Genomic DNA, 15,093 nt, shown 5'->3' on the forward strand with positions numbered 1-15,093 from the left:
AGCTGTATATTTGCGCCGCAGTCGGACCGGGACGCGCGTTCGACACGGCGAATCGGGAGGATCAGTGGTGACGGGTTCGGGCGTGAAGCGGGCAGTCGCTGTGGCGCTGGCCATCACTGTATCGGCGGTACCCACCGCCTCCGCTGATCCCGCGTCCGACGGACTCGAATTCTATTCGCCCGCACCGGAATCAGTGGTCGGCGAGCACGGCTCGGTGATCGCGTCCCGACCGATAGTCGGGGATCCCGGACTACCGGGCGCGCATAATTTCCTGGTGCTCTACCGGTCGGTGGATATGCACGGGCAGCCTGTGGCTGTGTCGGGCACGGTCGCTGTTCCCGAAGGAACTCCGCCGCCCGGTGGTTGGCCGCTGATCTCCTGGGCACACGGAACCACCGGCACCGCTGATGTGTGCGCGCCTTCGCGCGATACCGGTGCCGAATTCCCCGCCCACGACTACACCTCGTTGACCCGCGAGACGCTGGCTCAGTGGGTGGCCGCCGGATACGCGGTGGCGCAGACCGACTATCAGGGTCTGGGTACGCCGGGGCCGCACGGATATCTCATCGGTGAGGCCGAGCAGCGTGCGGTCGCCGACATGGCGCTGGCCTCGCGCGCGATCGCGCCCGAGATCGGCACTCGCTGGGTGGCGATGGGACATTCCCAGGGCGGCCAGGCCGCGGTGTTCGCCAACGCGCGCTCGCAGCAGTGGGCGCCGCAGCTGCGGTTGCTGGGTTCGGTGGCCATGGCGCCCGCCTCGCATCTGGGGTCGGTGGTGCGGGTGTTCGCCCTCGCCGAGCGCACCGGCATCGCGGAAAAGGTCGACGCGCCGGCCGGGTCGGTGTCGTTCATCCCGTTGTTCATTCGTGGCGCCCAGACCGTCGCCGCTACCGACCCCTCGAAATTCCTTGCGGAAGAGGCTGTTTCGATGGTGGATCAGGCCGACGATCGCTGCATCGGACAGTTGCGTGAGCGGAATTCCTGGGGTGGCCTCGGCGCGGGCGAGGCGTTCTCCGCCGATGCCGACCCCAGCGCGCTGGTGCAGGTCCTCGACGACAACGACCCCAGTGGGTTGCCCCTCACCACCCCGATCCTGGTGCTGCAAGGCAAGGCCGACACCGTCGTCCTGCCGACGGGCACCGACGCCATGGTCGCCCAGCAGCAGCTCAGCGGCGGATCCGTGGAATACCGCACCTACCCCGGCGTCGATCACCGGGCCGTCCTCGGCGCGGGCAACGCCGACGCCCTGGCGTGGGTGAACGCCCGCTTCGCCCGTTGAAGCGTCCACGGGCGAGGAACCGGACGGCGGTCACGATGTCCGGCGGACCACGGCGGATGTCGTCGCGGCGTCCGACGGTCAGGCGTCGGGGTTGGTAGCGTGGCCGACGTGCGCTTGCGCACAGCAGTTGCGTAGGTGCTGGTAGCGGGCCTGGAAGGGTCGGCTGCGGTTGCCTGTGGAGTCGCCTGTCCCACGACGAGAGGCCGTTCGATGCGTGCGCGAATCAGTGTGACCGTCGATGGGCGGACGCGGGTGGTCGACGTCGACACCCGCACCACCCTGTTGGATGTCCTGCGCGAACAGCTGGGCGTCACCAGCCCGAAGAAGGGCTGCGATCGCGGGCAATGCGGGTCGTGCACGGTCCTGTTGGACGGACGAAGGGCGACCTTGTGCCTCGCGCTGGCCGTCGCCCATGACGGCGCCACGATCGTCACCGCCGACGGACTCGCCGACGGCGACGACCTGCATCCGGTCCAGCAAGCCTTCCTCGAACACGACGGCTTCCAGTGCGGATACTGCACGCCGGGGCAGATCTGTTCGGCGGTGGGCATGCTCGACGAGGTGAAGGCGGGCGCTCCGAGCCAGGTGAGCGCTGATCCGACGGCCGAGAACGCGTTGAGTGCCGCCGAGATCCGGGAGCGGATGAGCGGCAATCTGTGTCGCTGCGGGGCGTATCCGAACATTGTCGCGGCGATTCAGGAGGTCGCCCGATGAGGGAGTTCGCCTACGAACGCGCCACCGACGCGGGGCACGCGGTCGCCGCGGTTCTCGCCGAACCCGACGCCGTATTCCTCGGCGCGGGAACCAATCTCGTCGATCATCTCAAACTGGGGATCATCGCGCCCGGCAAGCTGGTGGATGTCAGCAGACTGCCGTTCGATCAGGTGACCGACCTGCCCGACGGTGGTATGCGCATCGGTGCGGCGGTACGCAATGCCGACCTGGCCGCGCATCCAGTGATCCGGGCCCGCTATCCGATGCTGTCGGCCGCACTCGTGGCGGGAGCGTCCGCCCAACTGCGCAACCTCGCCACCACCGGTGGAAACCTGTTGCAGCGCACCAGATGTCCCTACTTCCAGGACTCGACCGTGCCGTGCAACAAGCGCGAGCCGGGCAGCGGATGCTCGGCGATCGGCGGGTTCGATCGCGACCAGGCCATTCTCGGGGCGTCCAGCCAGTGCATCGCCACCCATCCCTCCGATATGGCGGTGGCGATGGTCGGGCTGGGCGCGATAGTGCGGGTGCGCGGCGCGCACGGCGAGCGCGAGATCCCGCTGGTCGACCTGTACCGGTTGCCCGGCGACGAACCCGAACGCGACACCGTCCTCGAACACGGGGACCTGATCACCGCCGTCGACCTGCCCGCGCTCGAGTGGGCTGACACCTCCACCTACCGCAAGGTCCGCGATCGTGCGTCGTTCGCCTTCGCGCTGGTCTCGGTGGCGGCCGCCGTCGACATCGCCGACGGAGTCGTGCGAGATGTACGGATCGCCTTCGGCGGTGTCGCGGCCAAACCATGGCGAGCGCACACCGCCGAGGCCGAACTACGCGGGCGGGCTCCCACCGAGGACAACGTCGCCGCCGCGGCGGATGCCGAACTCGCCGACGCGCGCCCACAGCGTCAGAACGGATTCAAGATCGCCTTGGCGCGCAACGTCCTCGTCGCGACCCTGCGCGAGCTGAGCGAGGCGCCGTGAACTCACCGGCGATCGGCACCTCACCCACCCGCCTCGACGGACCGGCCAAACTCCGCGGTGTCGCGCCCTACGCGATGGAGCATCCGCAACCGGATCCTCTGTACGGCGTCGTGATCCAGTCGACGATCATCCGAGGCCGCATCCGTGAGATCGACACCTCCGCGGCCGAGCGGATCGACGGTGTCGTCGCGGTGCTCACCCACCACAATGCCGCCCGGCTGGCCGTCGACGACGACAACGAACTGTTCATCCTGCAGAACGACGAGATCGCGTTCCGCGGGCAGGTGATCGGCGCGGTCATCGCGACGAGCCCGGAAGTGGCCTGTGAAGCCGCCGCGCAGGTGCGCGTGACCTATGACGAGCGGCCCGCCGAGGTCACGCTCGATGCCGACAGCGAGAACCTCCACGCTCCCGAGGAGGTGAGCGGCGGCTTTTCCACCGACACCTCGATCGGCGACGTGGACGCGGCCATGGCCATCGCCCCGGTCACGATCGACCAGACCTATACGACCGCGATGGTCCACAACAATCCGATGGAACCGCACGCCACCGTCGCGCACTGGACCGACGACGACACCCTGGTGCTGTACGACTCCACCCAGGGCCCACACGTCGTGCGGGCCCAGATCGCGCCGCTGTTCGGGTTGGCGCCCGAACAGGTGCGGGTGATCGCGCCCTTCGTCGGCGGCGGCTTCGGGTCCAAGGGCGAGCCGCACGCCAATATCGTGGTCGCGGCGATGGCGGCGAAACTGTCCGGCGGACGACCGGTGAAACTGCCACTGACCAGGCAGCAGCTGTTCTCCCTCGCCGGTTACCGGACCCCGACCATCCAGCGGGTCCGGCTCGGCGCGCATCCCGACGGCACCCTGACCGCGATCGCCCACGCGGCGATCGCACAGGCCTCCACGGTGAAGGAATTCGCCGAACCGACCGCAGTGGTCAGCCGCGTGATGTACGCGGCGGCCACCCGATCGACCTCGCACCGTTTCGCGACGCTGGATGTCCCCGTCGCGTCGTGGATGCGGGCGCCCGGACACTGTCCTGGAATGTTCGCGGCGGAGACGGCGATGGACGAACTCGCGGTCGCCCTCGGCATGGACCCGATCGCCTTGCGCATGCACAACGAACCCGAGGTCGACCCGGAATCAGGGCACCCCTTCTCTACGCACGGGCTGGCCGAATGCCTACGAACCGGGGCACAGCGCTTCGGCTGGGCCGAACGCGACCCGGCGCCGAAGTCGCGGCGCGAGGGCCGCTGGCTGATCGGATCCGGGGTCGCGGCGGCCACCTACCCGGCCGACACCGCCGCGGGCAACAGCGCCCGCGTGCGTCGCACCGGCGACCGCTACGAAGTCGCCATCGACGCGGTGGACATCGGCACCGGCACCTGGACCTCGCTCGGCCAGATCGCCGCCGACGCGCTCGGTGTCGACCCGGACCGCATCGAGCTGCGCATCGGCGATTCCGATCTCCCCGAGGCGACGGTCGCGGGCGGTTCGACCGGCATGGCGTCGTGGGGCTCGGCCGTGGTGGCGGCCGCGCGGGCCTTCCGTGACAGATTCGGCCAGGACCCCGCCGACGGCGCCGAGATCACGGTGCGAGCCCCCGAATACCCTGAGCGAGAGAACTTTTCGACCCATGCCTACGGTGCACACTTCGTCGAGGTCCGCGTGAACTCCGACACCGCCGAGATCCGGGTTCCCCGTGTGGTCAGTGTCTTCGGCGCGGGTCGCATCATCAATCCGCGGCTTGCCCGTTCGCAGTTCGTCGGCGCCGTCACCATGGGTCTGTCGATGGCGCTACTCGAACAGAGCGAATTCGATCCGCGCCTCGGCACGGTCGTCAACCACGACCTGGCCGGGTACCACATCCCGGTCAACGCCGATATCGGCGAGATCGATGTCAGCTGGATCGATGAACACGACCCGCATCTGAACCCGATGGGCAGCAAGGGAATCGGTGAGATCGGCATCGTCGGGTCGGCGGCCGCGATCGGCAACGCGATCTACCACGCCACCGGCGTCCGCCTCCGGCATGTCCCCATCCATCTGGAAGACCTGCTCGGCGCGCTGTGATCAACAGCGAGTCGGCGCGGGTTCGCCGCGGAATCGCGCTTCGATGAAGTTCCAGGCCTCGGGCAGACCCGCCACCGCGGTCGTCATGTGTTCGGCGATCTGATAGCGGGAGAAGGTGACCGGCGCGCCCGCCGCGCAGTAGCGGGTGGCCACGTCGTCGACGGCGTCGAAGGGTGTCAGTTCGTCGAAGACGCCCTGCCAGATCAACATCGGGGTCTCGGGAATCTCGGGGTCGTAGCGCAAACTGTTCTCGCGCAACACCGCCCGCGCTTCGGGACTGTCCATCAGGGACTTGGTCGCCGCCAACTGTTCGGCGCTGCGGGCCACACCGTGGAACAGCAGAAAGCGCCGGCATTCGTCAGCGGTGAAGTCGCGGAACCACAGACCCTCGCCGTTGAGCTGGTCGGAAATGGGCAAACGCTGCGGGTATTCGCGTTCCAGGCCCATTGCCGCCGCCCAGGCGAGGCCGAAACCGGGATGGTGGCCGAAGCCGATCCCGAGGGCCATCTGTTCGAGGTCGGCCGGGATGCCGCCCGCGGCGACGCCGGCGAGCTTCAACTCCGGTGCGTAGGTCGGTTGCATGGCGGCGGCCCACGCGGTCGCCAGTCCGCCACCGGAGTACCCGGCGAGTGCGATGGGGGACTGTCCGAGGCCGAGTTCGGGCGCTCGCTGCAGCGCACGCACGCTGTCGAGGGTCACCATGCCGCTGAGCCTGGCGGCGCCGTAGGCGACATTCGGGCCGAGGTAGTCGGGCAAGGCGACCGCCCAACCGCGCCCCAGCGGCAGGACCGCGCCGAACGCATCGGGGGTCTCGTCGTTGATCAGCGAGGTGGACGGGTTGCACTTGGTGCCGAGGGAGTTGATCAGCGCCTGATACGACACCAGCGGCGGGTTCGCGACACCGGCGGGGATCAAGACCGTGGTCACACCCATGATCGGGTCGCCCGCGGAGTCGGTCGAGCGGAACGCGACGTGCCAGATGTCGGTGCCCTGGTAGGCGCCGAGGTTGAACTTGCGCTGCCGCACCACGTCACCGGGAGCGAAGTCGCCGATATCGGCCGGTGCGGTGAAGAAGGGGTCGGGATTCGGTGTGGGGTAACGCGGTTCCGGCGTCGCCATGGGAGCGAAAATGGCGACGGTGAGGCTGTAGAACAGCGCCGTCAACGCGGCCGTCAATATCCGGCGCATGGAAATTCCTATCTCTCGAGAAGTCAGCAGTTGCTCGGGGCGGTCTCGCCGCGGAATCGGGCATCGAGCCACGCGACGGCAGACGGAAAACCCATCACCGCGGTGGCCAGATGATCGGGGCTCGGATAGAGCTCGGACAGCACCGGTGTCCCGGCCCGGCAGTAGCGCTGGTTCGTGCGATCGACGGCGTCGACGGGGATGAGCGGGTCGATGGGGGTGTGCCACTCGAAGATCGGCATCGTGGGCACGGGCTCGAACAGCTCCAAACTGTTGGCGTCGCCCACTTCCCACGCCCGCGGGTCGTCGATCAGGGACACGGTCGAGGCGAGATCGGAGGCGCTGTGCATCGCACCGGCGGCGATGAGTTCGACGGTGCAACCGTTGGACATGGCATCGCGCACCGCCAAGCCGGTGTCGTTGAGCTGCGCGCTGATCGGAAGACGATCGGGGTACTCGCGTTCGAGCCCGAGCGCGGCGGCCATCGCGAGCCCGAACATGGGATGCGGGGCGAAACCGAGTGCGCGCGCCATCGTGGTGATGTTCATCGGCACACCGCCCTGCGCGGCGCCGACCAGGCGCAGTTCGGGCGCGTACTGGGGCGCGAGCGCGGCAGCCCAGCCGGTAGCCATGCCACCGCCGGAGTAGCCGAGCATGGCCGAGGGGCTGTCGGCGAGGCCGAGCTCTCCGACCCTGGTCGCGGCGCGAATGCCGTCGAGGGTGATCTGGCCGCCGAGTTTGGCCGCGCCGTAGGCGGCGTTCGGGCCGAGATGGTCGGGCAGGGCGATGCTCCAGCCGCGCAGCAGCATCGTATTCAGCAGCGGCACAGCACGATAGAGCAGATTGGGATCGTAGGCGTAGAGAGCGCGCGAGACCGCGCACTGGGTGCCGAGGCCGTTGATGATGTGCTGATAGGACAGCAGCGGCGCGCCCTGGCGATGATCCTTCGGGGTGAGGATCGTGGTGGTCGCGGCGATCGGTCGCCCCTGCGAGTCGTTGGATCGGAACTTCACCAAAGTGACTGTGGCGGTGGGGAAGTAGGGCAGTGGTTCCTGAACGCGGACCGCGAGCACGGCGCCGGGTTCCTTGCTCGCGATGTCGGCGGGCGCGGCGTAGAAGGGGTCGGGGTCGGGCGCCGGATACACCGGTGGCGCGCCGACAGCCGACGGTGGGCCCGAGGCGGCGAGCAATCCGACCATGAGGGCACAGGTCAGGGTGCGCAGACTAATTCTCATGGATCACCGCCGACGCGGGGAAGTGGACACCGGTGGCGCGTTCGGACACCGTCCACAACTGCTGCCACAGGGCCCGGTCCTGCGACAATGCGCTCGACGGGCAGGCACCGACCGGCCCTCGGGTCTTGAAAAGCTTGGTCGGGCCCCAGTAGATGTCGGGGTCCGCATCCGGTGCGGTGGCGGCATACAGCATGGATCGGGCCGCGGCGGTGCGTGATTGGCCGACCAGGCGGATGAACGGCTCGGCGACGTAATCGAGTGGCGTCTGGGTCTTGGCGACGAGCCCGGTCGGCGCGACACCGGGGTGCACGGCGTAGGAACGCAGCGTCGACCCGGATTCGCGGAGCCTGCGCTGCAGTTCACGGCCGAAAATCAGAGTCGCCAGTTTCGATTCCGGATAGGCCGCATGCCGGCTGTATCGACGGTGTTCGAAGCGCAGATCGTCGAGCGGAAGCGCGTTGGTCCACCCGTGGGAAATGCTCGACAACGAGAGCACCCGGTCTTTGATCCGATCCAGCAGCAAGCCCGTCAACGCGAAGTGCCCGAGATGGTTGACCCCGAATTGTGTTTCGAATCCGTCGGCGGTACGGGCGAACGGCACATTCATCAACCCGGCATTGTTGATCAACACATCGAATTCGCCACACTCTCGCGCGAATCGGCGCACATCGGACAGGTCGGCAAGATCCAAGGCGGCCACGGAGATATCGCCGTCCAGCTGATCGGCGATATCCCGCCCTCGTTTCGTATCCCGGCAGGCCATGATCACCGTGGCGCCACGGGCAGCCAACGTGCGGGTCACCACCTCGCCGAGTCCGCCGTTGGCCCCGGTGATAACGAATCGTCGGCCGTGCTGATCCGGTATCGGATCGGGAGTCCTTGCCATGGCGCATGACCTTACGAATCGCAGTCATCGGGTGGCAATGCGTTTGGAAAATGTCAGGGACGACGCGGCGGCCATTGGTCGTTTCCCAAAGAGGTTCGGCGCGCCGCGAATTCGCTTGCCCACTGTCGTAGCGTGGCGCCGGTCAGTGTTGTCGAGTAGATCGCTGGGCGAATACCCGATCCCGCCGCACTGCTCGCTTCCCTGTCGATACCCCTGATGCAGGAGATGTTTGCCCTATGGCTCGCGAAGACGAACTACGCACTTACATGAAGAAGGCGATCCGGGAACTGCAGACCACCCGCGCGCGCCTCGACGATGTGGAAGCGCGGGCGACCGAGCCGATCGCCATTGTCGGCATGGCGTGCCGTTACCCGGGTGGGGTGACCTCGCCGGAGCAGTTGTGGCAGGCGGCGGTCGACGGGCGCAGTCTGGTGTCGCAGTGGCCGACCGATCGCGGCTGGGACATCGAGGGTCTGTTCGATCCGGAACCGGGCGTGCCGGGCAAGTCGTATGTGCGAACGGGCGGATTCCTCGACGGCGCCACCGGATTCGACGCGAACTTCTTCGGGATCAGCCCCCGTGAGGCCCAGGCGATGGATTCGCAGCAGCGGCTGGTGCTGGAGACCGCATGGGAAGCCTTCGAGCGGGCCGGCATCGACCCGACGACGGTTCGCGGCAGTGCGACGGGCGTCTTCGTCGGCTTGATGCCGGACTCCGAAGGCCCGTCGTCGCGCGATATCGATGATCGATTGCGCGAGACGATCGACCAGTTCCTGATGACCGGTCAGGCGTCGAGCATCGCCTCGGGGCGGGTGTCGTATGTGCTGGGACTCGAAGGCCCGTCGGTCACGGTGGACACGGCGTGCTCGTCGTCGCTGGTCGCGATACACCAGGCGGTGCGATCGTTGCGCTCCGGTGAGTCGACGATGGCGCTGGCCGGCGGTGTCACCGTGATGTCGACACCGGCCGCGTTCGTCGCGTTCTCCACCCAGCGCGCGCTGGCGGCCGACGGCCGGTGCAAGTCCTTCGCCGCGGGTGCCGACGGCACCGCGTGGGGCGAGGGTGTCGGCATGCTTCTGCTCGAGCGCGTCTCCGAGGCCAGGCGCCTCGGGCACAAGATCCTGGGTCTGGTGCGTGGCACCGCGGTGAACTCCGACGGCGCGTCCAACGGTCTGACCGCGCCGAACGGGCGGTCCCAGCAGCGAGTGATCCGATCGGCGCTGGCGGACGCGGGGTTGGCCACGACGGACGTGGACGTCGTCGAGGCGCACGGGACCGGGACCCGGCTGGGCGATCCCATCGAGGCGGAGGCCTTGCTCGCCACCTACGGTGCCGAGCGCGAGGGCGGCGAGCCGCTGTTGCTCGGCTCGCTCAAGTCGAATATGGGACATACGCAGGCCGCCGCCGGGGTCGGTGGGCTGATCAAGATGGTGATGGCGATGCGGCACGGGGTGGTGCCGCCGACGCTGAATGTCGATGAGCCGACGCCGCATGTGGATTGGTCGTCGGGCTCGGTCCGATTGGTGACCCAGGCACAGGCGTGGCCCGCGACCGGGCAGCCGCCGCGCGCCGCGGTGTCGTCCTTCGGCATCAGCGGCACCAACGCGCACGTTGTCATCGAGCGAGGCGATTTCTCGCCGGAGGTGGATCGAGCTGCCGAAACCGTTGCACCGCCGGTGATTCCGTGGGTCGTCAGCGCGCGCTCCGCGGCCGCGGTGGCCGCTCAGGCGAGCGCGCTGCTCGCCCGGCTCGAGACAGCCGACCCTGTCGATGTCGGCGTCGCGCTGCTCGGCACCCGTGCTCGATTCGAGCATCGCGCCGTGATCGTCGGCCACGACGCCGAGGAACTGACCGCCGGGCTGCGAGCGCTCTCGGATGGGCAATCGGCGCAGAACGTGGTGCGTGGCACTGTCACCGGGGCGGTCACAGCGGTGATGTTCCCCGGCCAGGGCGCTCAGCGCGCGGGGATGGGGCGCGAGTTGTACGAGGGCTATCCGGTGTACCGCGCCGCCTTCGACGAGATCTGCGCGGAGTTCGACCAGCATCTCGAAACACCGCTGCGCGAAGTCGTTTTCGACGATCAGGACACCGTGGGCGCGCTCGACCGGACCCAGATCACCCAGGTCGCCCTCTTCGCCACCGAGGTGGCGATGTACCGCTTGGCCGAATCATGGGGATTGCGACCGGCGTTCGTGCTCGGTCACTCGATCGGAGAGATCGTCGCCGCCTATGTGGCCGGGGTCTGGTCGCTCGCGGATGCCTGCACCCTGGTCGCCGCACGCGGTCGACTCATGCAGTCCGCGCCCGCGGGCGGGGCGATGATCGCGGTCGCCGCGGACGCGGAGACCGTGGCCGAGCTCGTGCGCCGACACGATGATGTCGGCATCGCCGCGGTGAACGGGCCCGCGTCCGTGGTTGTTTCGGGTGCGACGGATTCCGTGGACGCCATCGCCGGGCAACTGTCGGCCGACGGCGTGCGAACCACCCGGTTGCGGGTGAGTCATGCGTTCCATTCGTCCCAGATGGACGCGGTGCTGGCGGAATTCGGTGCAGTCTGTCGTGGACTCATCTATCGCCCGCCGACCGTGCCGGTGATCTCGGCGCTCACCGGCAAGGTGGCCGAGGCCGCGCAGCTGTGCTCGCCGGACTACTGGGTGAGCCACCTGCGCGAACCGGTCCGCTACCTGGACGCGGTGCGGTGGGCGCGCGAACAGGGCGCGGTGAACTGTTTCGCCGAGATGGGGCCGGGGGCCGCGCTGACGGCGATGGTGCACGAGATCGTCGATGATGGCGCGGGGATGACCGCCGCCGCGTTGCAGCGGCCCGGCATCGCCGGTGATATCGCGTTCGTCGCCGGCTTGTCCGCGCTGTATTCCCAAGGGGCAGCGCTGAATCTGGCCGCACTCTTCGAGGGCGCCGACCCCCGTCCGATCGACCTGCCCACCTATGCCTTCCAGCGTGAGCGGTTCTGGCTCGAGGTGAGCGAGGGCAGCAATGTGCGCGGCGCCGGACTCGACGCCGACGATCATCCGCTGCTCGGCGCGAAGATCGGCCTGGCTCGGGACGGCGGATTGTTGCTGACCGGGCTGCTGTCGCTGCACTCGCACCCCTGGCTGGCCGGGCACCGGATCGGTGGCGCGGTACTGCTTCCCGGCACCGCGTTCATCGAACTGGCCTGGCATGCGGGTCAATCGGTGCAGTGCCCGGTTGTCGGCGAGCTCGTGCTCGAATCCCCGCTCGTGATTCCCGAGACCGGTGCGGTGGAACTGCAGGTACTGGTCGGACCGGCACAGGAATCAGGGCATCGGACGATCGGGGTGTACTCGCGTCTACAGACAGCTTCCGCGCCCGAGCTGCCGTGGATCGGACACGCCACCGGCACCGTGCGACCGTCGGACGAGATCGCCGCTGCCACAGCGGACGGCGGCGCGTGGCCGCCCACGGGCGCGGTCGCGCTGACCGTCGGCGACCCTTACGACGCGATGGCGGCAGCCGGATACGAGTACGGCTCCGCCTTCCGCGGCCTCGGTCAGATCTGGCGCCACGGCGACGACGTACTGGCCGAGGTGGCGCTGCCCGAATCGGCCACCGCGGACGCTGCCGAATTCGGTCTACACCCGGCACTGCTCGACGCCGCACTGCACGCGATGATCGCGACCGGCACGGTCGGCCCGACCGAATCCGGCAAGATCCGCCTGCCGTTCGCCTGGGAAGGCGTGTGTCTGCACGCCGTCGGCGCGTCGTCGCTGCGGGTTCGGCTCACCCCGGTCGGCGCCGACCGCATCGGCCTCGAACTCACCGATTCGGCGGGTAGGCCGGTCGCCAGCGCGGAATCGCTGGCACTGCGCGAGATTCCCCTCGCGGCGTTGGGTCAGCGGGCATCCTCCTCGGACGGCGGACTCTACGAAGTGAACTGGGTGACCGTGCCGTCACCCGGACCCATTGCGGGACACGGTGAATGGTCCGAGCTGGACTTCGCTGCCGGCGGCGTAACTGTCGAGCGGTGCGAACGCGCTGACCGCGACCTCGTCGTCGTGCGCGTTCCCACAACCAGCGTCGGTTCGGTGGATCCGGCCGCAGTGCGCGAGCAGGTGACCGCCGTGCAGACGGTGGTGCAGCAATTGCTCGCCGACGACGACTTCGCCAAGGCCCTGGTGATTTTCGTGACCAGCGGCGCCGTCGCGACCCACGGCGCCGAAGATGTCGGTGATCTGGCAGGCGCGGCGGTGTGGGGGCTGCTGCGGACCGCGCAGAACGAGAACCCCGGCCGCATCGCGCTGCTCGATCTCGATGGTCGTGTCGACTACCGCGAAGCGGTGCTCAGCTGCGCTGTGATCACCACCGAGCCGCAGTTGGCGATCCGGCACGGTGAAACGCACGCGCCGCGCCTGGTACGCGCCGGTGCGGACACGGTCGGGTCCGCCGAACTGCTCGGTGACGACGACTGGCAGTTGGTCGACCACGGGCGCGGAACGCTGCACGGCGACAACATGATTCTGGCCGCGCGACCGGAGACGGAACCGCTCGGACCGGGGCAGGTGCGGATCGCGGTGCGGGCGGCGGGTGTCAACTTCCGTGACGTGCTGATCGTGCTCGGGATGTACCCGATCCCCGATACCGCCATCGGTGGTGAAGGTGCCGGCGTGATCGTCGAAGTCGGCGCCGATGTCGTCGATTTCGCACCCGGCGATCGGGTGATGGGCATCTTCACCGGGGTGAGCGCCACGGTGGTGGCCGACCGGCGCACGGTCATCAAGATTCCCGCGGGCTGGTCGTTCGAGGATGCGGCGGCCGCGCCGATCGTGTTCGCGACCGCCTACTACTCGCTGGTCGACCTGGCGCAGGTGCGGGCGGGGGAGTCGCTGCTGATCCACGCCGCCACCGGTGGTGTCGGTATGGCGGCGGTGCAGTTGGGGCGCCATCTCGGGTTGGACCTCTACGTGACGGCCAGCCCTGGCAAGTGGGATGTGCTGCGCGCGAACGGCTTCGACGACGAGCGGATCGGCAATACGCGAACCACCGAGTTCAAGACGAAGTTCCTCGACGCCACCGGTGGGCGCGGTGTCGATGTGGTGCTCGACTCGCTCGCCGGTGACAAAGTGGACGCGTCGCTGGATCTGCTCCCGCGTGGCGGTCGGTTCATCGAAATGGGCTTGACCGACCTGCGCGACGCCGACGAGATCGCGGGCACCCACCCGGGCGTCCACTACCAGAACTTCATCCTGATGGAGGCAGGCCCCGACCGGCTGCGCGAGATCCTGACCGAGCTGCGCGCACTCTTCGAATCCGGTGTCCTGCGACCACTTCCGGTCACCCGCTGGGATGTGCGACGGGCGCCCGAGGCGTTCCGGCAGCTGAGCCAGGCCCGCCACGTCGGCAAGTACGTGCTGACCGTGCCGACTCCACTGGATCCAGACGGCACCGTCCTGGTGACCGGCGGCACCGGCGGGCTCGGCGCGCTGGCCGCCCGGCACCTGGTGACCGCGCACGGGGTTCGTCACCTGCTGCTGACCAGCCGTCGCGGACCCGACGCGGACGGCGCGGCAGAACTCGCGGCCGAACTGTCCGCACTCGGCGCCCAGGTCGAGATCGCCGCCTGCGATGTCGGCGACCGCGCCGCGCTCATGGCACTGGTCGCGGCGATACCCGCCGCGCACCCGCTGACCGGGGTGGTGCACACCGCGGGCGTCGTCGACGACGCGCTGTTCACCGAGCACACCCTGGAGCACATCGCGACAGTGTCGCGCCCCAAGGCCGATGCAGCCTGGTATCTGCACGAGGTCACCCGGGCGCACCCCCTGTCGATGTTCGTCCTGTACTCCTCGATCGCGGGTCTGCTCGGCAACCCCGGCCAGGCGAACTACGCCGCCGCCAACGGTTTCCTCGACGCGCTGGCCCAGCATCGGAGCCACCGCGGCCTGCCTGCCACCGCGATGGCCTGGGGGCTGTGGGAACGCGGCACGGGCATCACCGGTCATCTGACCGAGCGGGACCTGCGGCGAATGCGCCGCGAAGGTCTGATCCCGCTCACCGACGACGACGGCATGGCCCTGTTCGACAGCGCCCTGTCGACCGGCAGACCGCTGGCGGTGCCCGCACGGCTCGACCTCACGGCACTGGGCTCGCTCGGCGACGTCGACGAGATGCCCGCGATGCTGCGGTCGCTGCTTCGCGGTCCGCGCCGGGCGGCCGGCGGCGGCTCCGACGAGTCGGCGAAGCTGCTGGCGAGCCTGACCGGTCGCGAACCGGCCGAACAGGAGGCAATCATCCTCGGCGTCATCCGATCGCACGCGGCAGCCGTCCTCGGTCATGCGTCCGCGGAGGCGGTGCCCGCCGAGACCGCGTTCACCGACCTCGGTTTCGACTCGCTGGGCGCCGTGGAATTCCGTAACCGGCTCGAAGCGGCCACCGGCGCGAAGTTGCGCACGACGATCGTCTTCGACTATCCCAATGCCGCCGCGCTGGCCGATTACCTGCGCACCGAGATCGCCCCCGTGGACGACCCGGCAGCGCGGATCGTCGGACAACTCGACGCGCTGGCCGCGGGTTGTGTCGGAGTGGAGCTGGCGCCGGAGCGGGTCGACGAACTGCTGGTGCGGATCAACGACCTCGTGCGCACCCTGCGCGGTGACGCGGCGGGCGATGTCGTCGACAACATCGACGGCGCCGATGACGACGCCCTTTTCGATCTCATCGACCAGGTCCGTTCGGTCTGAGCCGGACCAGAAAGCGAGAG

The 15,093-nt window shown here is 68.8% G+C and carries 8 protein-coding genes; 5 read left to right on the forward strand and 3 right to left on the reverse strand.

The window, feature by feature from the left end:
• The first annotated feature begins 67 nt into the window (after positions 1-67).
• The 4 genes from NS1_RS25480 (at position 68) to NS1_RS25495 (ending at position 5,051) form a co-directional block, all read left to right on the forward strand.
• Positions 68-1,279 carry an alpha/beta hydrolase family protein gene (locus tag NS1_RS25480; protein WP_062988420.1) on the forward strand — a complete coding sequence of 404 codons (1,212 nt, stop codon included), beginning with the start codon at positions 68-70 and terminating at the stop codon, positions 1,277-1,279.
• A 210-nt stretch (positions 1,280-1,489) separates the two neighbouring features.
• Positions 1,490-1,993 carry a 2Fe-2S iron-sulfur cluster-binding protein gene (locus NS1_RS25485; RefSeq protein WP_062988422.1) on the forward strand — a complete coding sequence of 168 codons (504 nt, stop codon included), beginning with the start codon at positions 1,490-1,492 and terminating at the stop codon, positions 1,991-1,993.
• Positions 1,990-2,976 carry an FAD binding domain-containing protein gene (locus NS1_RS25490; protein ID WP_062988424.1) on the forward strand — a complete coding sequence of 329 codons (987 nt, stop codon included), beginning with the start codon at positions 1,990-1,992 and terminating at the stop codon, positions 2,974-2,976. The genes NS1_RS25485 and NS1_RS25490 overlap by 4 nt, the downstream gene beginning before the upstream one ends.
• The gene (locus NS1_RS25495) at positions 2,973-5,051 is read left to right on the forward strand and encodes a xanthine dehydrogenase family protein molybdopterin-binding subunit (RefSeq protein ID WP_062988426.1); all 2,079 of its coding nucleotides are present in this window, start codon (positions 2,973-2,975) and stop codon (positions 5,049-5,051) included. The genes NS1_RS25490 and NS1_RS25495 overlap by 4 nt, the downstream gene beginning before the upstream one ends.
• On the opposite strand, the gene NS1_RS25500 is transcribed toward NS1_RS25495, so the two are convergent.
• From NS1_RS25500 to NS1_RS25510, 3 genes are read right to left on the reverse strand one after another with little or no spacing between them, the layout of a single operon-like run.
• Positions 5,052-6,239 carry a lipase family protein gene (locus tag NS1_RS25500; RefSeq protein WP_062988428.1) on the reverse strand — a complete coding sequence of 396 codons (1,188 nt, stop codon included), beginning with the start codon at positions 6,237-6,239 and terminating at the stop codon, positions 5,052-5,054. It abuts the gene before it with no gap.
• A gap of 23 nt (positions 6,240-6,262) precedes the next feature.
• Positions 6,263-7,471, reverse strand: a complete 1,209-nt coding sequence (locus NS1_RS25505; RefSeq protein WP_062988430.1) for a lipase family protein — start codon at positions 7,469-7,471, stop codon at positions 6,263-6,265.
• Positions 7,461-8,357 (reverse strand): oxidoreductase, encoded by an 897-nt coding sequence (locus NS1_RS25510; protein ID WP_062988432.1) that lies wholly within the window; start codon positions 8,355-8,357, stop codon positions 7,461-7,463. Before NS1_RS25510 ends, NS1_RS25505 begins: the two co-directional genes overlap by 11 nt.
• 236 nt (positions 8,358-8,593) lie before the next feature.
• On the opposite strand from NS1_RS25510, the gene NS1_RS25515 reads away from it, so the two are divergent.
• Positions 8,594-15,073 carry a type I polyketide synthase gene (locus tag NS1_RS25515; RefSeq protein WP_062988434.1) on the forward strand — a complete coding sequence of 2,160 codons (6,480 nt, stop codon included), beginning with the start codon at positions 8,594-8,596 and terminating at the stop codon, positions 15,071-15,073.
• Positions 15,074-15,093: the final 20 nt, after the last annotated feature.

Source organism: Nocardia salmonicida NBRC 13393 (assembly GCF_001613085.1).
Classification (GTDB): domain Bacteria; phylum Actinomycetota; class Actinomycetes; order Mycobacteriales; family Mycobacteriaceae; genus Nocardia; species Nocardia salmonicida.

Coding starts and splice junctions, on each gene's coding strand:
- NS1_RS25485 (WP_062988422.1), top strand. CDS start 1,490: ATGCGTGCGCGAATCAGTGTGACCGTCGATGGGCGGACGCGGGTGGTC.
- NS1_RS25490 (WP_062988424.1), top strand. CDS start 1,990: ATGAGGGAGTTCGCCTACGAACGCGCCACCGACGCGGGGCACGCGGTC.
- NS1_RS25500 (WP_062988428.1), bottom strand. CDS start 6,239: ATGCGCCGGATATTGACGGCCGCGTTGACGGCGCTGTTCTACAGCCTC.
- NS1_RS25505 (WP_062988430.1), bottom strand. CDS start 7,471: ATGAGAATTAGTCTGCGCACCCTGACCTGTGCCCTCATGGTCGGATTG.
- NS1_RS25510 (WP_062988432.1), bottom strand. CDS start 8,357: ATGGCAAGGACTCCCGATCCGATACCGGATCAGCACGGCCGACGATTC.
- NS1_RS25515 (WP_062988434.1), top strand. CDS start 8,594: ATGGCTCGCGAAGACGAACTACGCACTTACATGAAGAAGGCGATCCGG.